The organism is Parasphingorhabdus sp., from assembly GCF_048267785.1.
Taxonomy (GTDB): domain Bacteria; phylum Pseudomonadota; class Alphaproteobacteria; order Sphingomonadales; family Sphingomonadaceae; genus Parasphingorhabdus.
This window is the reverse complement of the sequence record NZ_JBLWWU010000001.1, coordinates 229,212-248,118: the sequence shown is the minus strand read 5'-3', so window position 1 is coordinate 248,118 and position 18,907 is coordinate 229,212. Positions and strand designations below refer to the sequence as shown.

Here is an 18,907-nt window from a genome sequence, read left to right as displayed (position 1 = left end):
TAATAAATGATCCATCGGGTCGGCACACTGGTCGATCTGGAGCGAGTAAATTGAAAAAGGGGCTGCCTGATGCGCGTGCTGCTGATTGAAGACGAACCAACGACTGCAAAAGCGATTGAGCTGATGCTGACGACCGAAGGTTTCAACGTTTATACAACAGATCTCGGCGAAGAGGGCCTCGATCTCGGCAAACTTTATGATTATGATATCATATTGCTCGACCTTAACCTGCCGGACATGCATGGTTATGATGTGCTCAAGAAGCTGCGCGTTGCGAAAGTGCAAACACCCGTTCTCATTCTTTCCGGTATCAGCGAAATGGACAGCAAGGTCCGCAGCTTTGGTTTCGGTGCCGATGATTATGTCACCAAGCCGTTCCACCGGGACGAACTGGTAGCACGTATCCATGCGGTTGTGCGTCGGTCCAAGGGCCATTCGCAGAGCGTTATCCGGACCGGCAAGCTGGCGGTCAATCTCGACGCCAAGACGGTCGAAGTTGATGGCAATCGTGTTCACCTGACCGGCAAGGAATATGCGATGCTTGAGCTGCTATCGCTCCGAAAGGGAACCACGCTTACCAAGGAAATGTTCCTCAACCATCTCTATGGCGGGATGGACGAGCCGGAACTCAAAATTATCGACGTGTTTATCTGCAAGCTGCGCAAGAAACTGTCGTTGGCCTGTGGCGGCGAAAATTATATCGAAACGGTCTGGGGCCGTGGCTATGTTCTTCGCGATATGGAAGAGGAAGTCGCTCCAACCGCTCAGGTGGCCTAAACGACGAAGCCTTCACTACCCAAAACTGGTCTGATTGACGGACCCAAAATCGGTGGATCCCAAAAGGTTCCGCCGATTTTTTTATGAGGCCGTGTCGAGATACCAGCGTTCCGGTCCCTGCAATGCCAGCGCGGTCAGCTTGTCGGAATAATAAGCCCCAGTGTCGATGCCAATGCGGGTTCCGGTCTCGACAATATCATCGTTGATCGTATGACCATATACGATGACTTTTTCGTAGGCTTCCTCAGCGGAGAGAAAATCTTCGCGGATCCAGCGGAGGTCTTTCGCGCGCTGTTCCGATAGCGGCACGCCGGGACGGATTCCGGCATGGACAAAGGCATAGTCACCGATGGTGATCTGATCCTCAAAGCCGGCAATGAAATCGATATGTTCCTGCGGGAATAGTTCGGGAATGCGCTGTGCCAATTGCGTCATATCCAGCTCCATATATTCCTTCATGGTGATGTCGTAGCTCAAGATCGTCTCGCGGCCGCCGATGCGGTTGAAGAATCGCACGGATTTCTCATCACCGGTCGCGGCCGCCAGATAGACTTCTTCGTGATTGCCCATGAGGAAACGGACATTGCCGAATATTTCTTTGGCCTGCATTGCCGTATCAATGACACCAGCACTATCGGGCCCCCGGTCAATCAGGTCACCGAGGAAGATGATCTCGCTCTCGGCACTGTCCCGCTCGCCATCGTCCTTGATAATCTTGTCGAGCAGCCGCTGCAAAAGGTCGTTGCGGCCATGTACATCACCGATTGCATAGATTCGACGTCCCTCCGGGACGGTCGCACTATCGATCGGCCGAATAGACTTTTTCTTGCGTAAAAGACGTTTCAACATGATGCTAATAAATCTGTCCTGAAAACCCCGGTTTCAAGGGTGGAGAATCATAATTTTGTTCGCATGACATTATAGCGCAAGGCGACCTGAATGGTTGCTGAGAATTTTCAGCTTTCGACGACAAAGCTGAGGCCGGCCTTGTCTTCCAGACGTTGCACCAGCTTCTTGCCCATCAGGGCACCGGGTGTCCAGACGCCGCCGCTCTTTTTGATATTGTCCTGAGCCAGACAGAGCGCGGATTCGGCGATCATCTTCGAGGTCGAGCCATAGCCGGGATCCTTGTCGCCCTTGACACAGAGCGTGGCGGTTTCGCTATCTGCGGTTTCGGCGAGAAACAAGATGTCATAATAGCCGTTTTCGCGCTGTTCCCTGGTCGGGCCTTCGCCCGGCTTGGGCGCATCATCACCGCCAAAGGGATTGGCTTTTGCCATCATTTCGGCGGCCTGCTTGCCAAGATCGCCCGGGCTGGTGACCACCATCTCGTCATATATGAAATCTTCGCCAAAGGGGAAGTCGAGCAGGAAATTGGTCCGGTGGACATTTTTCGTGTTGATCGGTGCCATGACGAAAGGAGCGACCCAGCTGTCGATCGTCTTGTCATATTTGGGGATCAGCATATTGGGCTGGTCCGGCCCTTCAAAACCGGGCGTCAGGCCAAAACTGCTCGCCAGAATTTTGACGAGGCCCGGATTTTTGGCAATCGCCTTCATCGTTTCTTTCAGGCTGGCAGCGGTTCCGCCGGAAAACGTGCCTTCCATGGCGCGAACGCGGCCTTTGATCCGGCTGGCGGGCTTGCCGTAGCGCTTGTTCATTTCCTGTTGCAGCATCAGCACCCCGAGATCGAACGGGATGGAATCGAAACCGCAGGAAAAACAAATCTGTGCGCCCGATTTCTCGGCCGCTTCCTGATGTTTGTCGATCATTTCGCGCATCCATCCGGGCTCGCCGCACAGGTCGACATAATGGGTGCCATTCCTGACGCAGGCGGCAACCAGTTCGTCGCCATACAACTGATAGGGGCCGACCGTGGTCAGCACGACCTTGGTGCGGCTCGCCATCATGTCGATTGACGCGGCGTCATCGGAATCGGCGACGACCAGCGGCGTGTCCTTGGGCGCGCTGACGAGATCGCGAACTTCTTCGAGTTTTTCGAGGCTGCGACCGGCCATCGCCCATTTCGGAGCGTCTTTGCCGACACCATATTGTTGCGCCATATATTCGGCGACCAGGCGACCGGTATAGCCGGTTGCACCATAGATGATGACATCAAATTCGCGTGTATCGGACATGGCGAGCGCTCCTGCAGATCAATTAATCGGTGGGTTAATTTTTCTTTCTATGGGCTAGAGCTTGGCGAGAGTCACACCTTTTTGCCGCATATATTTGCCCGAACGATCAGCGTAGCTTGTCTCGCAGGGTTCATTGCCCTTAAGGAACAAAAACTGGCAAGCGCCCTCATTCGCATAAACTTTGGCGGGCAGGGGACTGGTGTTGGAGAATTCCAGCGTCACATGTCCTTCCCATTCGGGTTCCAGAGGCGTGACATTGACGATGATTCCGCAGCGGGCATAGGTCGATTTGCCGAGACAGATAACCAGGACGTCGCGCGGTATACGGAAATATTCGACCGTCCGGGCGAGTGCGAAACTGTTCGGGGGAATGATGCAGCAATCGGTTTTGCGATCAACGAAGCTTTCCTCGGAAAAGTTTTTCGGATCGACTACCGCGTTGTCGACGTTGGTAAAAATCTTGAATTCATCCGACACCCGCGCATCATAGCCATAAGAGGACAGGCCATAGCTGATGCAACCCTCCCGTTTCTGGCCTTCAACAAAAGGCTCGATCATACCGGAATGTTTCGCTTCATTGCGAATCCAGCGGTCGGATAATATGCTCATTTCAAATTCCTGTTGATGGTCATGGTCGCACTACGTTCCAGTTTATCGGGCCGTCAACCCCGCTGATCCGGCGCATATCAGAAGCCCGCCACATCACCCATGGTTTGGTGGCATAATCCGGCGGGAAAAAATTGGCCTCGAGCCAGAAAGTGCGGTCGATACCACTGCTGATATTATACATTTCCTCGAACTCGCGCGATACCGCAAGGATCGCGGGTTTCTCGCTATGGGCCTCGATCTGGTTGAGAAACATATTCAGCTCGCTGAGCACCAGCGCCCGACCCGGACGGTCGCCGCAGCCATTGTCAAAGGCCAGCCGAACAGCAGGTGGCAGCATATTGTCGCCGCGCGGGACGGTGGTGACGAACATCGTCGCCTGGTCCGTCGCCAGACGACAGAGCGAGTAATTGTGGAGCGCGCCATAGCGGATTCCGGCCTCTCGCGCTCCCTTGATGTTCGCGGCAAATTTCGGGTCGCGTTTTGTCGAGCCATCGGTGGCCTGAATATAGGCGAAGTCGACGCCTGTCGCTCCCGCGACATGCCATATGATATCGCCATTGCTGGCATCCACGGAGATACCCTGTACCGGATATTGGTCGCGCGAAGGTGCCCAGCCTATCGCAATATTCCGGATAATGAAGGCGATGACCAGCAAGACCACGGCAATGGTGGCCAGGCTGATCAATGTTTTCCTAGTGTTTCGATTGGCCACTCTGGTTCCCTGATACGCAGCGGAAGTATCACTTAATTCTTGATATGCAAGACGCAGATCAATGTGAAAAGCCGCCGCGCGGTTTTGAAGTCCACCTCAATCTTCCCATCCAGTCGTTCGATCAGAAGTTCCGCACCCTGGTCGTGTACCCCGCGCCGCGCCATATCGATGGTTTCGATTTCAGCAGCGCTCGCTTTGCGGATCGCCTGATAATAGCTGTCGCAAATCGCAAAATAATCGCGGATCGGTCGCCGGAACCGGCCAAGCGCGAGGATGAGCGTTTCCAGCGGAACACCGTTTTCGCGGCCGATGGAAATGACCAGCCGGCCTTCCTGAACGCTGAGGTGGAGTTGATAGGGACCCGCATAACCGTCTTCATGCTGTTTGAGCGGTTTGAAATAATTGTCTTCGATCAGATCGAAAATCGCGATCCGCCGTTCCTGCTCGATATCGGCATTGCGCCACAGGATTGTGGCTTCGTCGAGTGCGACGGATATGATGCGTGGATCGGACATAGGGCCCTGTTGCCGCAGCGCCGGTCTCAGGACAAGGGTTTTTGCCCTGCAGCATGGCCGGCACATTTTTTTCCACAGGACTGTCCCCCGAACTTTACGAGATTTTTCGCGCGGCCTCTTGCCCTGAATCGATTCCGGGTCGATGAAGAGCCATGGCCGAATTGATGCGTTTCGAGAATGATGAACATGAAGAACAGCGTCTGCCGCGCAACGTCGAGGCAGAGGCAACGTTTCTTGGCGCGCTGCTGATCGACAACCGGGTGGCGGAAGATGTCCAGATCCGCTTGCGGCCGGAACATTTTTACGAACCATTGCATGGCCGGATATATGAACAGGCTTTAAAATTGCTCGACAAGAATATGGTGGTCACTCCGGTGACGTTGAAACCTTATTTCGAGTCGGACGAAGCGATGAAGGCGCTGGGCGGACCGTCCTATCTTGCGAAACTGACCGGCGATGGTGCCGGCCTGATCGGTGCCCGCGATTTTGCGAACCAGATTTATGATCTGGCATTGCTGCGTGAATTGGTCAGTGTCGGACGGACCCTGGTCGAAAGTGCGCTCGATACCAGCGAGACCGTCGACCCGAAAGAACAGATCGAGGAAGCGGAAACCGCCCTTTATCGCGTTTCCGAAGGCGAGGCACAGGAAGGGGGCGTCCGGTCGTTCCTGCAGGCGTCGACCGAGGCGCTGACCAATGTTGAACGGGCCTTTAACAGCGGGGGCAAAGTCTCCGGTATTACCACTGGCCTGACCGATATGAACGCAAAAATGGGCGGCCTGCACCGCAGCGATTTGCTCATATTGGCAGGGCGCCCCGGCATGGGTAAGACGTCGCTTGCCACCAATATTGCTTTCAATGCGGCCCACCGCTTTCTCCGCGATATGGAAGACGGGATCGCACCGGAAGATTCGCTTGGTGCAAAGACCGCATTTTTCAGCCTGGAAATGTCGGCCGATCAGCTCGCCACCAGAATTCTTTCTGAGCAGGCCGAGATCAGCTCGGAAAAGCTGCGTATGGGGGCGATCAGCCGTGACGATATGCACCGGCTCGCACTGGCTTCGCGAGAATTGCAGGATTTGCCGTTGTTCATCGACGATACGCCGGGGCTGACCATCGCTGCGCTTCGAACGCGCGCGCGGCGGTTGCAGCGGCGTCAGGGCATCGGACTGATCGTGGTCGATTATCTGCAGCTGCTGCAGGGTTCGGGCCGAGCCAATGATAACCGGGTCAATGAAATTTCGGAAATCAGCCGTGGCCTGAAGACGCTGGCGAAGGAATTGCAGGTTCCGGTGATCGCGCTGTCGCAATTGAGCCGGCAGGTGGAAAGTCGCGAGGACAAGCGGCCGCAGCTTTCCGACTTGCGTGAATCCGGTTCGATCGAGCAGGACGCGGATATCGTGATGTTCATTTTCCGCGACGAATATTATCATCTTGCGATCAGGCCGGACCAGCCCGACGGCAATTCAACGCCGGAACAGATTGCCAAATATTCCGCCTGGGAAGCCGATCATCAGAGCAAGGTCAACAAGGCGACCGTGATCGTCGCCAAAAACCGTCAGGGCTCGACCGGCAACATCAATCTCAGTTTCATCAGCGAGTTTACCAAATTCGGGGATCTGGCTTATGAAGAAGGGCCCGAGGAATATTAGGCACAGAGTGATTGTCTGACCGCAACCGACCTTTGCAGAAAGCTTGATCAGAAAATCGGGTCGTTCGCGCCACTGTCATCGGTTTTGGGTGCAGACGTCACATCTTCATGAATACCACATTCGGACTTGTCCCAGCCTCTCCAGCGTCCGGCGCGCGGGTCTTCGCCGGGCTTCACCTTCGAGGTGCAGGGCGCGCAGCCGACCGAGAGATAGCCTTCGGCCTCCAACGGATGGCGCGGCAGATCATGCTCTTCGAAATAGGCTTCCAGATCGTCCTTGATCCAGTCGCCGAGCGGATTGATTTTCAGCCGACCATCGTCAATTTCGAACCGCGGGATATTGTTGCGGGTTACCGACTGGAACGCCTTGCGTCCGGAAATCCAGCTGTTGAGGGAGGCTTTGGCACGCGCCAGCGGTTCGACCTTGCGAATTTCGCAGCAGCCATCAGGGTCATAAGACCAGCGGAGGCCATTTTCGTCTTTCTCTGCCAGGACTGCGACATCGGGTTCGACAACATGGCTATTCTTGATACCCAGTGTCCGGACCAGCATGTCACGATATTCCAGTGTTTCCGGGAACATCTTCAGCGTATCGACGAAGGTTACCGGAACGGTCGGATCAACGGTCGCAACCAGATGGAGCAGGACCGCGCTCTCGGTACCGAAGGACGATACCACGGCGACTTCGCCCAACTGCCCTTCATCGAATAATGTCTTGAGCATTTCAGACGTGCCAACGCCTGCGAAACGCTGGTTCAGCGCATCGGCGTCGGCCTGGATGAAATCCGGGCGAACGTCGATCGTGTCGATTTTGCGAGCTGGTTCAGCCATGACGCAATTTCCAGATCGGAACGGCATCATCAGCAGCTGGCTGATAGACATGCTCGTAGCGATTCAAAGATTCTTCCACGACCTTTTGGTCGAGAGGGCTGTTCGGCGCAAAACTGTCGAAACCGCAGCGCCGCATGTGCCAGATCTGGTCGACGAGAACGTCTCCAATCGCACGAATCTCGCCTTTATAGCCGGCTTCGCGCAAAATGCGTGCTGAACTATATCCACGACCGTCGCGGAAACGGGGAAAATCGATGACCGCCAGCTTCAAGCGGTCGAGATGAGGCAGCAGTTCGCGGACATCGTCGCCCGCTTCGATAAGAACCGCGCTCGAATTGCTCTGATCCGCAAAGGAAGAGATCGTGACGACCGGTTCCATCGGCGCGTCGTCATCCCGGTATCGCAAAATATCAGTCATAAAGCGCCTCCTTGAACGGGGCCATCCCGACACGGCGATAGGTGTCGAGAAAACGCTCCCCGTCTTCCCGTAATTCCTTATATTTCGAAACCGTTGTTTCCACGGCATCAACAATGCCGTCCTCATCGAAGCCGGGGCCGGTTATTTTGCCCAGGCTGGCATCTTCGGCCCCCGAACCGCCAAGCAACAGCTGATAGTTCTCGGTGCCTTTACGGTCGACGCCCAAAATACCGATATGGCCGGAATGGTGATGACCGCAGGCGTTGATGCAGCCGGAAATTTTCAGCTTCAACTCGCCCAGATCACGCTGCCCTTCGGCATCGGAAAAGCGCTCGGCTATTTTCTGGGCCACGGGAATCGAGCGCGCATTGGCGAGACTGCAATAGTCCAGTCCGGGGCAGGCGATGATATCGCTGATCAGATCAAGATTGGCCGGAGCAAGTCCTGCTGCGTCAAGCTTTTGCCAAAGCGCGTAAAGGTCCGACTTTTTGACATGGGCGAACACGATATTCTGGGCATGGGTGACGCGCAGTTCATCAAAACTATATTGCTCCGCCAGATCGGCCATCAGATCAATCTGATCGGCCGAAGCGTCGCCGGGAATGCCTTTCGCAGGCTTCAGACTGATATTCGCAATAGCATAGCCTGGATGCTTGTGCGGTTTGACATTCTGGTCAACCCAGATTTTGAAATCCGGATCGCTGAGATCAATGTCTTCCGCTGCATTGTCGTCAAACGCGGGGCCCTCGAAATAGGCGGCGATCCGCTCCAGTTCCTTGTGCGGAATATCCGAAGCGTTGGGCAGAATTTCCTGCCATTCTGCTTCGATCTTTTCCTTCATTTTTTCAGCGCCCCATTGGTGGACGAGAATTTTGATGCGTTGCTTGTGGATATTGTCGCGCCGCGCCCAGCGGTTCCAGACCCGCAGTACGGCCTCGGTATAACTGAACATATGGTCGACCGGCAGAAAGTCGCGGATCAGCGGCGAGACAAAGGGGGTCCGGCCCATGCCGCCGCCGACAAAGACTTCGAAGCCCAGTTCCCCTTTGTCATTGCGGACCAGCTTGAAGCCGAGATCGTGCAGCCGCATCGCCGCGCGGTCTTCGTCGCTGGCGATGACCGCAATCTTGAATTTGCGGGGCATATAGCTGAATTCGGGATGGAAGCTGGTTGCCTGACGAATCAGTTCTGCATAGGGGCGCGGGTCGACGATCTCGTCGGCGGTCGCACCGGCATATTGATCCGAGGACACGTTGCGGATGCTTTCGCCGCTGGTTTGGATCGCATGCATCTCGACGGTTGAAAGATCCGCGAGAATATCAGCGGCCTGTTCCAGCTTGATCCAGTTATACTGGATATTCTGCCGGGTGGTGAAATGGGCATAGCCGCGGTCATATTTCCGGGCGATGGTTGCGAGCATCCGCATCTGGCGTGAATTGAGCGTGCCATAAGGAATGGCGACGCGCAGCATATAGGCGTGCAGTTGCAGATAGAGACCGTTTTTCAGCCGCAGTGGCTTGAACTGGTCTTCGGTCATTTCGCCGGCGATCCGGCGGTTCGCCTGGTCGCGAAACTCTTCAACCCGGGCATCGACCATTTTCTGGTCATATTTATCATATTGATACATAGTTATATTATCCAGTTTCCAGCCTCGGGGTCGGCAGGTTTTAATGTGAGATCCGGTCGGACGGTGGGGCCCAGCGCCCGGACGCGGTCCTTAATATGGGCAGGGCGGGGGCCATCCTCGGTCACCTCGCCATCAATCGCATAGGGTGTGTTGACCCGGCGTGCGGCTTCTTCCTGGTGCAAAAGTGCTTCGAAATTTTCGCCAACGTCGACCGCGTCTTCGATATGCCGCGACCAGTCGCTACCCGTCCACCAGATGACCTCGCCTGTTTTGAGGTCATTTCCCGTTAATATCTTCAAGATTCCACTCCTGCCATTTGAGCAAATTGCCGAAACTTGTCCTCGGCATCGCCATATCTTGCGACTTCCCCAACGACGAGCAACGCGGGGCTTTGAATATTTTCGCGACGGACAAGGTCGCCCAGGTCGGTCAGCAGAGTACGGAGCGCTCGGAAATTGTTGCGTGTTCCGTTCTCCAGCACCGCAACCGGAAGGTCGGGCGCGGCACCGTCAGCGATCAGTTTCTCGACAATGCCTTCGGCATTGGCGACGCCCATATAAATGACCAGTGTGCGCCCTTTGCCGGCGAGACCAGACCAGTTCTGGTCGGAGAGGCCCTTGCACTGGCCAGCCACGAAGGACACCGCACTGGAGGCATCGCGGTGGGTGAGGGGCATACGGGCCTGGGCGGAGCAGCCGAGAGCAGCGCTGATGCCCGGCACAACTTCAACGCCGACACCAGCTGCGATACAATCGTCTGCCTCTTCGCCGCCGCGTCCGAAAATGAAGGGATCACCGCCCTTGAGGCGGACAACCAAATGACCCTTGCCCGCTTCTTCGATCAGAATATTGTTGATCTGGTCTTGCGATACGCTGTGCAGGGAGCGTTTCTTGGCAACCGAAATGCGTCGTGCAGATGAAGGTGCCATAGCCAGAATTTCCTCGCTGACCAGGCCGTCGTGAATGATGACATCGGCCCGCGCCAGCAGTTTTGCGGCTTTCAGGGTCATCAGGTCGGGGTCGCCCGGACCGGCGCCGACGAGATAGACTTTGCCCGCAGAGGGCGTACCGTTCATTATTTTTTCCATCGGAACAATATGCCCGCATCGACCGGATTGTTCAAAACAGAAGTTTTTGGGGTAGCCTAAGCTTAGCTATTTGGCGGCAGCCGGTTTGATTGCGTCAACAGCTATTCGTCCTTCAGCCCGATGCCGATCGATGCCTTTAACTTGTCGGCTTCCAGCGAAACGACCGGATAGGCACAATAATCGGCAGCATAATAAGCGCTCGGCCGATGATTGCCCGATAGGCCGATGCCGCCAAATGGCGCTTCGGATGAAGCGCCTACGGTCATCTTGTTCCAGTTCACGATCCCGGCCCGGCTATTGGACCAATATTGACCATATTGTTCCGCTGTGCCGCCGATCAGGGAGGAGGACAGTCCATAGCGGGTGTTATTGGCTTCCGCGATGGCTTCCTCGAAATCATTGACGCGGATGACCTGCAGGATTGGTCCGAACAATTCGATATCCGGTCGTTCCGGAAGGTCGGTAACGTCAACAATTCCCGGGGTAAGAAACGGACGGCCGTCCACCGGTCTGGCCATATGTTTGATCGGCTTTCCGCCATGGCTCATCAGGGCAAGAAAGCTTTCGGTGAGTCCATCTGCGGTCTCATTGTCGATCACCGGTCCCATGAAGGGCGCGGGCTTGGCAAAGGGCTCGTCAATAATCAGGCGATCCGCGATCCGCTTCACTTCCCGGACGATAGGATCGTAGATCGTGTCTTTGACGATCAGTCGGCTAGCGGCGGAGCAGCGCTGGCCGGCGGTCAAAAAAGCGGATTGAACGATCAGCACCGCTGCGCTGTGGATGTCGTCGGTGTCCCAGGCGATGATCGGATTGTTCCCGCCCATCTCCAGAGCCAGTATCTTGTCCGGTCGGGAGGCAAACTGGCGATTGAGGGCAATGCCGGTCTGGGCTGACCCGGTGAACAGGACGCCGTCCAGTCCCTCATTGGCGGTCAACTGCTTGCCGGTTTGCGGGCCGCCTTGCAAAATATTGACAACGCCGGCGGGCAGTCCTGCCTTGGCAAATGCGTCGACCAGATATTGACCAACCGCGGGCGTCTTTTCCGATGGCTTGAACACGATCGTGTTGCCGGCGATCAAGGCAGGGACAATATGGCCGTTGGGCAGATGGGCCGGGAAATTATAGGGACCGAGCACGGCGAGAACGCCATGTGGCTTGTGCCGCAAGGCTGTGCGCGTGTTGGTCTGGCTGGCCAACTGGCGTTGGGGTGTCCGCTCGGCAAAGGCGGTCACCGAAATGTCGATTTTCTTGACGACAGAATCCACTTCCGTCCGCGCTTCCCACATCGGTTTGCCGGTTTCGCGGGAAATCAATTCAGCCAGTTCATCGCCTTTATTGCGGATCTGGTTGGCGTAGCGCCTCACAGCCTCGATACGTTTGACCAAAGCTGTCGCGGCCCATCCGGGCCATGCTTCACGTGCACTGGCAACCGCCGCATCAGCGTCTCCGCTGGTACCGGTCCACAAGGTGGCCCCGGTTGCCGGTTCTGTTGATATCAGGTCGCTCAAAATTACCTCTATTTTCTACGCATATCGTGCTCAAGAGATGGTTATATGGACATCTCTAGTGATAGATCATAGTCCAAAAAATGCACAATTCTTATGCTTGTTTTATATGTTACTTTCTTGACCGGTATAAAGCTTGTCAACCGTCGCGCAAGCCAGTGCTCATGTCACGGATATCCTGAATTTTTTGTGATAATAATGTCCAGTCATCATTGGTGGCAATGGCCGCCCAGATTGATTCAACCTCCTCTATATGCATCGAACAGGGGGTCGGCTTTTGCCAATATGCGCTGACCGGCTGCCGTGTGCGGGCACGACTGGCCATCAAGGTTCGAAATTCGGAAAATTCCGGTGCGTCGTCTTCTGGGTTGGCGAGATTTTCCATTCTGCCCCAATCGAAGAAAAACCGGTCAATCTCGATCGTTTTTTTTACCAGTCCCTTTTCCGCCGCGACGACAAGATCGCGGTCCTTTTCGAAACCTTCGGATTCGACACCAAGCCGCCAGCAGAAATGTTCTGTAAAGGCGGTGCCATAGGCCTTTGGAAAGGCTTCCAATGTTGCAACCAGCGGATCGCTTTCCGCAACCAGCCGGAGAGCACTGGCAAATTGGGCGAGGTTCCAGTGCAGCGCTTCGGGCTGCCGGGCAAAACAATATAGCCCCTCATGGTCAAAATAGGCGGCGGTAAAGCCGGGTTCCCAATAAGGCGTGAAACGCCAGGGGCCGTAATCGAAACTTTCGCCGGTGATGTTGATATTATCAGTGTTGAGCACGCCATGGACAAAGCCGGCTGTCATATAGGCGCCGGCCAGCTTGGCGGCTTCCCGGGCGACATGGGCGAATAATTCGGATGGCGGATCATCGGTCTGCACGCCGCCATAATAATGTTTGAGGCAATATTCTACCAGTTGCAGCATCAGAGGTTCGTTCTTCTCGTAGGCGATGCGCTGGAAGGTACCGATCCGGATATGGCTGTGGCTCAATCTGGTCATCACGGCCGAACGGGTGGGGGAGGGCTCGTCGCCGCGAGATAGTTTCTCGCCAGTCTCCACGACCGAGAATGTTTTTGAGGTATTGACCCCCAGTGCTTCGAGCATTTCCGTCGCCAGAATTTCCCGAACCGCACCTTTCAGGGTGAGCCGACCATCGCCGGTCCGGCTCCACGGCGTTGTGCCCGAACCCTTCGTACCCAGATCCATGAGCCGTTGCCGGTCATCCCGCAGTTGCGCGAACAGAAAGCCGCGGCCATCGCCGATCTCGGGATTATAATTGCGGAACTGATGCCCGTGATAGCGCAGCGCCAGGGGCGGATCGAGATTGTCGGGGAGCGGTTCGAACCGACCGAAATGGGATAGCCATTCATCGGCATTCAGATGGTCCAGGCCGACGCTCTGGTCCCAGCGATCATTCCTAAATCGCAATATATGATCGGGGAAGTCTGCGGCTTTCGCGGGGTCGCCAATCTTGTCCCCCAATCGGGTGATCTGGACATCGGGTTGATAGACGGTCTTGCCGGGTTCTGGTTGCGGTTTATATGGCATTATTCGACAGTGGCGGCTAATCGGTTGCGCAGCAAGCAGGAACACGAGGCCAATCGCAGCATGACCGAAAAAAAATCTTATCAGGATATCTATTGGGAATCCGATGACGGGCTGAAATTGCACGCCTATGACTATCCTTCGGACAGCGGCAAGACACCGGTGATATGCGTGCCCGGCCTGACCCGAAACGCTCGCGATTTCAGACATCTCGGGACGGAACTTCATGGCCAGCGGCGGGTCATCATGGTCGATTTGCGGGGCCGCGGCCTGAGTGAATATGCCAAGGACAGCAGCAGCTATAATCCGAAGCAATATATTTCGGATATCATCATGTTGATGGACGAGCAGAAGATAGAAAAAGCGGTGTTCTTCGGAACGTCACTCGGCGGTGTCGTTACGATGATCATGGCCAAAATGCATCCAGGACGGGTTGCCGGTGCGTTGCTGAATGATATCGGGCCGGAACTGGACCAGAAAGGTCTCGACCGGATTGCCGATCATGTAGGACAGGGGCGAAGTTTTGACACATGGGCCCATGCCGGACGCGATATGGCTGAGACGGGTCGGGATATTTTCCCCGATTTCATGCTGAAGGACTGGATCGAATTTGCCAAGAAGGTCTACCGGATGAACAGTTCCGGCAGGATCAAGCTCGACTATGACATGAAGATTGCCGAGCCGTTTGACAGCAAGGGTGGTGGCAGCGGCGCCATGTGGAACGCGCTGGAAAATATGAAAAACATACCGACCCTCATTTTGCGGGGAGAATTGTCCGACCTGTTCAGCGAACCGGTGGCAGCCAAAATGCTCGAAATACTGGATGAGGGTGAACTGGTTACGATCCCGCGCGTGGGCCACGCGCCAACGCTGGAGGAACCGGCCTCGCTTGACGCAATCCACCAATTGCTCCACCGCATTGACTGAATCATTTTAGACAGCCGAGCATGAGTTCCGCATGAAGCCAGCAAAGATCCTGCATCTCCACAGTACGTTCAATCTGGGCGGCAAGGAAGCGCGCGCCGTCAGATTGATGAATCATTTCGGATCTGCCGCGCAACATGTGATATTGTCGGCAGAACCCGACAGCCTGTCCGCTCGCGATGCTATCGATTCCGGGATAAAAGTCGAATTTCCCAGAAATGCACCGTCGCTGGCGGGGAAGCCGGCGCTGAAGCGTTACCGCGAGTTCGTTACCTATTTCCGTCAGTTTGATCTGATCCTGTCCTATAATTGGGGCTCGATGGACGGGGTGATGGCGCGAACATTGTTCTCGCGTGTCGGCGGACTGCCGCCGCTGATCCATCATGAAGACGGGTTCAACGAGGACGAGCAGGAAAAACTCAATTGGAAGAGGAACTGGTTTCGCAAATTTGCGCTTGGCGATTCACTGGCACTGGTCGTGCCGTCTGACCAATTGGCCCGGATAGCCAAAGATGTCTGGAAGCAGCCAGAGCAGAAAATTCAGCGTATTCCCAATGGTATAGATGTACAGCGCTTCAACAAAAAACCGCAACGCGGCACTTTGCCCGGCTTCACAAAGCGGGAAGGCGAAGTTGTCGTAGGAACGGTGGCCGGGCTGCGGGCGATCAAGAATTTGCCGCGACTGGTCCGCGCCTGTGCGCTCGCCGGTGACAATGTCCGACTGGTGATTGTCGGCGAGGGACCGGAAAAAGAGGCAATAATGGCTGAAGCCGCCCGGGTTGGCATGGGTGATCGTTTGTTGATGCCCGGGTTCCTAGCCGATCCGGCGCGCTATATCGGTCTGTTCGATATTTTTGCCCTGTCATCGGACAGCGAACAATTTCCGATTTCGCTGATAGAGGCGATGGCCGCCGGTCTGCCCGTCGCGGCTACCGATGTTGGTGATATCAAATCGATGGTATCACAGGCCAATCAGGGATTTATCAAGCCGCTCGCAGACGAATCCAAATTTCAGGAATCTCTGACGACCCTGGTCCAGCATCAGCAATTGCGGGAAGATCTGGGCATGCAAAACCGGCTCAAGGCGCAGGCTGAATTTAATGAAAGCAAAATGCTGGGCCGCTATGCCCTGCTTTATGGCCATGCGCTGGGACGCGCCAATTTTGGGGCCGTTAAATAACATAAGTCAGACCAGAGATTTTTCGAGCATTTTTGGCGGCCTCCGTCTATATTGATTTTTGGGAAAATAGGAGATTTCATTGTTCAAAGGCTTAAAGCCCATCCAGTATAACGGTCAGGAAGTATGGCCGTTGATCGAGGGTGGAAAAGGTGTCGCAGCCACCAATCATGCCAGTTCGGGCGCCTGGGCTGCTGCAGGCGGTATTGGCACGGTATCAGCGGTCAATGCGGACAGCTACGACGAGCATGGCAACGTCATTCCGCAAATCTATCATGGCCGGAAACGCGAAGAACGGCATCAGGAACTGATCCAATATGCGATCGACGGGGCGGTCACGCAGGTCAAACAGGCTTACGAGATTTCCGAGGGCAAGGGCGCGATCAATATCAACGTCCTGTGGGAAATGGGCGGCGCGCAGCAGGTGCTGGAAGGCGTGCTCGAACAGACCAAGGGCATGGTTGCAGGGGTCACCTGCGGTGCCGGCATGCCCTATAAACTGTCGGAAATTGCCCAGCAATATGGGGTGAATTATCTGCCGATCATCAGCTCCGCCCGTGCCTTTCGCGCGCTGTGGAAGCGGGCCTACAAGAAGGTCCCGGATCTGATGGCCGCTGTGGTCTATGAAGATCCGTGGCTGGCGGGCGGTCATAACGGCCTGTCAAACGCGGAAGATCCGAGAAAACCCGAAGATCCCTATCCGCGGGTCAAGGCGTTGCGCGACACCATGCGCGGCGAAGGCATTGCCGACAGCGTGCCGATCATCATGGCCGGCGGTGTCTGGCATTTGCGGGACTGGAACGACTGGATCGACAGTGAAGAACTCGGCCAGATTGCCTTCCAGTTTGGCACGCGGCCCTTGCTGACCAAGGAAAGCCCGATTCCGGAAAGCTGGAAGAGCGAGCTGACCAAGATCAAGGAAGGCGATATTCTCCTCCACAAATTCTCGCCGACGGGCTTCTACAGTTCTGCGGTGCGCAACGAATTTCTGCGCAGTCTGGAAGCACGGTCGGAACGGCAGATTCCCTATTCAACCGAGAAAGCGGGGGAGCATACCCACCAGCTGGATGTCGGCATCAAGGGCAAGAATTTCTGGGTGACCCGCAATGATCTGTTGCGCGCGCGCGAATGGGATGGGCTCGGCTTTACCATGGCGATGAAGACGCCGGACAATACTCTGGTATTTGCGACGCCCGAAGAGTCGAAAATGATCCGCAAGGATCAGGCGGACTGCATGGGGTGCCTGTCGCATTGCGGCTTTTCGGCCTGGAAGGACCATGACAATTTCAGCACCGGACGGCTCGCTGATCCGCGCAGTTTCTGTATCCAGAAAAGCCTGCAGGAAATCGTTCATGGCGCGCCGGTCGAGGAACATCTGATGTTTGCCGGCCATGGCGCTTATAATTTCGGAACCGATCCCTTTTATTCCAACGGCTTTGTGCCCACGGTGAAGCAACTGGTCGATCGTATCCTGACCGGCGACTGAGTTGGAAATCCGGCTCGACGATCTGGGTGGCCAGCAGGTTCGGAACTTGCTGGCTGCGCATCTCGCCGGGATGCAGGAAAATTCGCCGCCGGAAAGCGTCTATGCGCTCGACCTTTCGGGTTTACAGGCAGCGGGTGTTTCCGTCTGGACCGCATGGGATGGCGACGACTTGATGGGCATTGGCGCGCTCAAACAGCTTTCGTCATCAACGGGCGAAATCAAGTCGATGCGTACCGATCCCCGGCATCTGCGCAAGGGCGTTGGGCTGGCTATGCTAGATCATATTATCGCTGCAGCACGGGAACGCGGTTATCGGCGTTTGAGTCTCGAGACTGGTTCCGGAGCAGAATTTGAAGCAGCGCTGACCCTGTATCGCAAGCGTGGGTTCGCCAATGGTAAACCATTCGGTGCCTACAGGCCGACTGAATTCAACCAGTTTCTCCATCTGGAACTATGACACGCAATCAGATTGCTGACGCCTGATCCTTCCCCATCAAGGGAGAAGTATCTCAATTCCTCAATCGAAATCCCACGCCCGTTCGCCATGGTTGGAAATGTCCAGACCATCGCGTTCGTCGTCTTCGCTGACCCGCATCGGCAGGATGAAGCTGATACCGAATCCGAGAATTGCCGTGGCAACCGCCGACCAGATGGCCACTGCGCCAACACCGATCAACTGCGCAACGAACTGGCTGCCAAAGGCCATGCCTTCGGAATAGCCGGTGCCACCGAAACCGGTGCCGATGAAGAGCGCCAGCATCAGGCTGCCGAGGATTCCGCCGATTCCGTGGACCGCGAATACATCAAGGCTATCGTCGATCTTGAAGCCATTCTTGACCAAGCCAACAGCCATGAAGCACACGGTTGACGCCGCTGCGCCAATGATGATCGATGCGCCGGGTCCGACAAATCCGGCTGCCGGGGTGATCGTGGCGAGGCCTGCGATTGCGCCGGTAGCGACGCCGACCGCAGTTGGTTTTCCGACCTTGAATTTTTCGATCAATATCCAGACCAAAGCGGCCATCGATGCGGCAATATGGGTGTTGATGATCGCTGCTGCTGCATCGTCGGTCGCGGTCAGTGCGGACCCGCCGTTGAAGCCGAACCAGCCGACCCAGAGCATGGCAGCGCCGGCAACCGTCAGGGCAGGGCTGTGCGGCAACATAAGGGTTCTGGGCCAGCCCAGGCGTTTTCCAAGCATGATCGCGACGACCAATGCGGAAACGCCGGCCGTGGTGTGAACAACGATGCCACCGGCAAAATCAAGCACGCCGAGCTGGCTGAGCCAGCCGCCACCCCAGACCCAATGCGCCACCGGTGCATAGACGACGAGCAACCAGAGCGCACAAAATGCAACCACCCAGCCAAAGCGCGCGCGTTCGACCCAGGCGCCGATCATTAGCGCAGGGGTGATAACCGCGAAGGTCATCTGGAACATCGCAAAGGCGGATTCGGGAACGGCGGTGCCTTCCCGGACATTTCCCAGATTGCCGAGCATCCAGTTGAGCCCGTTGCCGAGAAATCCGTTGGTGACGCCACCAAAAGCCAGCGTGTAACCGACAACAATCCAGAGAACCGAGCAAATGCCGGCTACGGCCATGCACTGGATAAGCACCGACAGAAAATTCTTGGCGCGCACGAGGCCGCCATAAAATAGTGCGAGGCCGGGCAGGGTCATCAGCAGAACCAGCGCACTGGATGTCAATATCCAGGCGGTATCGCCGCTATTGGCAACATCGGCGATGGCAGGATCGAAAGTCTGTTGTGCGTTGAGCGGGGAAATCGCCCAGCCGGCTGCCAATAGCAATCCCAAGGTCTTGACTGGATATTTCATGATGCGCCCCGTCCCCCATTTTTTATAATGTCTGTTCGTTCCCGCGAATCAGACGGTAGAAAATCTCTAGTCGAGA

At 55.8% G+C, this 18,907-nt stretch carries 19 protein-coding genes; 6 read left to right on the top strand and 13 right to left on the bottom strand.

Going from position 1 to position 18,907, the window contains the following annotated elements:
• Positions 1 to 69: 69 nt before the first annotated feature.
• A complete protein-coding gene (ctrA, locus tag ACN0VD_RS01165) occupies positions 70 to 777 on the top strand; it encodes a response regulator transcription factor CtrA (protein WP_417590725.1) in 708 nt (235 codons plus the stop codon).
• 81 nt (positions 778 to 858) lie between these two features.
• Here ctrA and ACN0VD_RS01160 read toward each other — a convergent pair whose 3' ends face one another.
• The 5 genes from ACN0VD_RS01160 to ACN0VD_RS01140 form a co-directional block, all read right to left on the bottom strand.
• A complete protein-coding gene (locus tag ACN0VD_RS01160; RefSeq protein WP_417590723.1) occupies positions 859 to 1,626 on the bottom strand; it encodes a metallophosphoesterase family protein in 768 nt (255 codons plus the stop codon).
• A 107-nt stretch (positions 1,627 to 1,733) separates the two neighbouring features.
• A complete protein-coding gene (locus ACN0VD_RS01155) occupies positions 1,734 to 2,915 on the bottom strand; it encodes a saccharopine dehydrogenase family protein (RefSeq protein WP_417590721.1) in 1,182 nt (393 codons plus the stop codon).
• Positions 2,916 to 2,969: 54 nt separating this feature from the next.
• Positions 2,970 to 3,524 (bottom strand): dCTP deaminase, encoded by a 555-nt coding sequence (gene dcd / locus ACN0VD_RS01150; RefSeq protein ID WP_417590719.1) that lies wholly within the window; start codon positions 3,522 to 3,524, stop codon positions 2,970 to 2,972.
• Positions 3,525 to 3,543: 19 nt separating this feature from the next.
• Positions 3,544 to 4,236, bottom strand: coding sequence for a glycoside hydrolase family 25 protein (locus ACN0VD_RS01145; protein ID WP_417590717.1), 693 nt, complete (start codon positions 4,234 to 4,236; stop codon positions 3,544 to 3,546).
• A 32-nt stretch (positions 4,237 to 4,268) separates the two neighbouring features.
• Positions 4,269 to 4,751 carry a UPF0262 family protein gene (locus ACN0VD_RS01140; RefSeq protein WP_417590715.1) on the bottom strand — a complete coding sequence of 161 codons (483 nt, stop codon included), beginning with the start codon at positions 4,749 to 4,751 and terminating at the stop codon, positions 4,269 to 4,271.
• Positions 4,752 to 4,903: 152 nt separating this feature from the next.
• Between ACN0VD_RS01140 and ACN0VD_RS01135 the strand changes: the two genes are divergently transcribed.
• Positions 4,904 to 6,403, top strand: coding sequence for a replicative DNA helicase (locus ACN0VD_RS01135; RefSeq protein WP_417590713.1), 1,500 nt, complete (start codon positions 4,904 to 4,906; stop codon positions 6,401 to 6,403).
• 47 nt (positions 6,404 to 6,450) lie between these two features.
• On the opposite strand, the gene ACN0VD_RS01130 is transcribed toward ACN0VD_RS01135, so the two are convergent.
• The 7 genes from ACN0VD_RS01130 to ACN0VD_RS01100 all read right to left on the bottom strand — a co-directional run bounded on the left by ACN0VD_RS01130 (position 6,451) and on the right by ACN0VD_RS01100 (position 13,413).
• The gene (locus ACN0VD_RS01130) at positions 6,451 to 7,233 is read right to left on the bottom strand and encodes a phosphoadenylyl-sulfate reductase (protein ID WP_417590711.1); all 783 of its coding nucleotides are present in this window, start codon (positions 7,231 to 7,233) and stop codon (positions 6,451 to 6,453) included.
• On the bottom strand, positions 7,226 to 7,651 hold the full coding sequence (locus ACN0VD_RS01125) for a DUF934 domain-containing protein (RefSeq protein WP_417590709.1): 426 nt from the start codon (positions 7,649 to 7,651) through the stop codon (positions 7,226 to 7,228). The genes ACN0VD_RS01130 and ACN0VD_RS01125 overlap by 8 nt, the downstream gene beginning before the upstream one ends.
• Positions 7,644 to 9,278 (bottom strand): nitrite/sulfite reductase, encoded by a 1,635-nt coding sequence (locus ACN0VD_RS01120; protein WP_417590707.1) that lies wholly within the window; start codon positions 9,276 to 9,278, stop codon positions 7,644 to 7,646. Before ACN0VD_RS01120 ends, ACN0VD_RS01125 begins: the two co-directional genes overlap by 8 nt.
• Before the next feature lie 2 nt (positions 9,279 to 9,280).
• Positions 9,281 to 9,577, bottom strand: a complete 297-nt coding sequence (locus ACN0VD_RS01115) for a DUF2849 domain-containing protein (RefSeq protein ID WP_417590705.1) — start codon at positions 9,575 to 9,577, stop codon at positions 9,281 to 9,283.
• Positions 9,574 to 10,353, bottom strand: a complete 780-nt coding sequence (gene cobA / locus ACN0VD_RS01110) for a uroporphyrinogen-III C-methyltransferase (protein ID WP_417590703.1) — start codon at positions 10,351 to 10,353, stop codon at positions 9,574 to 9,576. Before cobA ends, ACN0VD_RS01115 begins: the two co-directional genes overlap by 4 nt.
• A 113-nt stretch (positions 10,354 to 10,466) precedes the next feature.
• Positions 10,467 to 11,879 (bottom strand): succinylglutamate-semialdehyde dehydrogenase, encoded by a 1,413-nt coding sequence (gene astD / locus ACN0VD_RS01105; protein ID WP_417591077.1) that lies wholly within the window; start codon positions 11,877 to 11,879, stop codon positions 10,467 to 10,469.
• Positions 11,880 to 12,012: 133 nt separating this feature from the next.
• Entirely contained in the window at positions 12,013 to 13,413 is a 1,401-nt protein-coding gene (locus ACN0VD_RS01100) for a protein adenylyltransferase SelO family protein (RefSeq protein WP_417590701.1), read from the bottom strand.
• Positions 13,414 to 13,473: 60 nt separating this feature from the next.
• On the opposite strand from ACN0VD_RS01100, the gene ACN0VD_RS01095 reads away from it, so the two are divergent.
• From ACN0VD_RS01095 to ACN0VD_RS01080, 4 genes are all read left to right on the top strand, one after another.
• A complete protein-coding gene (locus ACN0VD_RS01095) occupies positions 13,474 to 14,337 on the top strand; it encodes an alpha/beta fold hydrolase (RefSeq protein ID WP_417590699.1) in 864 nt (287 codons plus the stop codon).
• 31 nt (positions 14,338 to 14,368) lie between these two features.
• Positions 14,369 to 15,514, top strand: coding sequence for a glycosyltransferase (locus tag ACN0VD_RS01090; RefSeq protein WP_417590697.1), 1,146 nt, complete (start codon positions 14,369 to 14,371; stop codon positions 15,512 to 15,514).
• A gap of 79 nt (positions 15,515 to 15,593) precedes the next feature.
• Entirely contained in the window at positions 15,594 to 16,997 is a 1,404-nt protein-coding gene (locus tag ACN0VD_RS01085) for an NAD(P)H-dependent flavin oxidoreductase (RefSeq protein WP_417590695.1), read from the top strand.
• Position 16,998: 1 nt separating this feature from the next.
• A complete protein-coding gene (locus ACN0VD_RS01080) occupies positions 16,999 to 17,454 on the top strand; it encodes a GNAT family N-acetyltransferase (RefSeq protein ID WP_417590693.1) in 456 nt (151 codons plus the stop codon).
• 60 nt (positions 17,455 to 17,514) lie between these two features.
• On the opposite strand, the gene ACN0VD_RS01075 is transcribed toward ACN0VD_RS01080, so the two are convergent.
• On the bottom strand, positions 17,515 to 18,831 hold the full coding sequence (locus tag ACN0VD_RS01075) for an ammonium transporter (RefSeq protein WP_417590691.1): 1,317 nt from the start codon (positions 18,829 to 18,831) through the stop codon (positions 17,515 to 17,517).
• Positions 18,832 to 18,907: the final 76 nt, after the last annotated feature.

What these genes read in the sequence shown, in the direction of transcription:
- ctrA (WP_417590725.1), top strand. Translation starts at nt 70, where the DNA reads ATGCGCGTGCTGCTGATTGAAGACGAACCAACGACTGCAAAAGCGATT.
- ACN0VD_RS01160 (WP_417590723.1), bottom strand. Translation starts at nt 1,626, where the DNA reads ATGTTGAAACGTCTTTTACGCAAGAAAAAGTCTATTCGGCCGATCGAT.
- ACN0VD_RS01155 (WP_417590721.1), bottom strand. Translation starts at nt 2,915, where the DNA reads ATGTCCGATACACGCGAATTTGATGTCATCATCTATGGTGCAACCGGC.
- dcd (WP_417590719.1), bottom strand. Translation starts at nt 3,524, where the DNA reads ATGAGCATATTATCCGACCGCTGGATTCGCAATGAAGCGAAACATTCC.
- ACN0VD_RS01140 (WP_417590715.1), bottom strand. Translation starts at nt 4,751, where the DNA reads ATGTCCGATCCACGCATCATATCCGTCGCACTCGACGAAGCCACAATC.
- ACN0VD_RS01135 (WP_417590713.1), top strand. Translation starts at nt 4,904, where the DNA reads ATGGCCGAATTGATGCGTTTCGAGAATGATGAACATGAAGAACAGCGT.
- ACN0VD_RS01130 (WP_417590711.1), bottom strand. Translation starts at nt 7,233, where the DNA reads ATGGCTGAACCAGCTCGCAAAATCGACACGATCGACGTTCGCCCGGAT.
- ACN0VD_RS01125 (WP_417590709.1), bottom strand. Translation starts at nt 7,651, where the DNA reads ATGACTGATATTTTGCGATACCGGGATGACGACGCGCCGATGGAACCG.
- ACN0VD_RS01120 (WP_417590707.1), bottom strand. Translation starts at nt 9,278, where the DNA reads ATGTATCAATATGATAAATATGACCAGAAAATGGTCGATGCCCGGGTT.
- cobA (WP_417590703.1), bottom strand. Translation starts at nt 10,353, where the DNA reads ATGAACGGTACGCCCTCTGCGGGCAAAGTCTATCTCGTCGGCGCCGGT.
- ACN0VD_RS01100 (WP_417590701.1), bottom strand. Translation starts at nt 13,413, where the DNA reads ATGCCATATAAACCGCAACCAGAACCCGGCAAGACCGTCTATCAACCC.
- ACN0VD_RS01095 (WP_417590699.1), top strand. Translation starts at nt 13,474, where the DNA reads ATGACCGAAAAAAAATCTTATCAGGATATCTATTGGGAATCCGATGAC.
- ACN0VD_RS01090 (WP_417590697.1), top strand. Translation starts at nt 14,369, where the DNA reads ATGAAGCCAGCAAAGATCCTGCATCTCCACAGTACGTTCAATCTGGGC.
- ACN0VD_RS01075 (WP_417590691.1), bottom strand. Translation starts at nt 18,831, where the DNA reads ATGAAATATCCAGTCAAGACCTTGGGATTGCTATTGGCAGCCGGCTGG.